At 47.3% G+C, this 571-nt stretch carries 1 protein-coding gene; it reads left to right on the top strand.

Going from position 1 to position 571, the window contains the following annotated elements; translation table 11 throughout:
* Window positions 1-571, top strand: a 571-nt coding sequence (locus tag R8O11_RS29980) for a uroporphyrinogen decarboxylase family protein (protein WP_318195230.1), incomplete at both ends; no start/stop codon positions are given.

The following is a 571-nucleotide window of genomic DNA, read 5'->3' on the forward strand; positions in this document are numbered from 1 at the left end:
ACAAAGCTACGCGTGCTCAAGCGGGCGATTTCATGTCTTTGTGTAAGAATGCGGAGCTGGCGTCTGAAGTAACTCTTCAACCACTACGCCGTTTTCCTCTTGATGCAGCGATCTTGTTCTCTGACATCCTAACTATCCCAGATGCAATGGGTCTGGGTCTGCGTTTTGCTGCTGGTGAAGGTCCGGTCTTCGATAACCCAATTACTTGCAAAGCCGACGTAGAGAAAATCGGTCTGCCAGATCCAGAAGGTGAACTGCAGTACGTAATGAATGCCGTGCGTCAAATCCGTAAAGATTTGAATGGTGATGTACCTCTAATTGGTTTCTCTGGTAGCCCATGGACGCTTGCGACTTACATGGTTGAAGGTGGTAGCTCTAAGGCCTTCACGAAGATCAAGAAGATGATGTACGCAGAACCTCAAACTCTGCATCTTCTACTGGATAAGCTAGCAGATAGCGTGATTGACTACCTAAATGCACAAATCAAAGCCGGCGCGCAGTCAGTTATGGTATTTGATACATGGGGTGGCGTTCTGACTCCTCGTGATTACAACCTGTTCTCATTGCAATA

The organism is Vibrio sp. 1288, assembly GCF_033344475.1.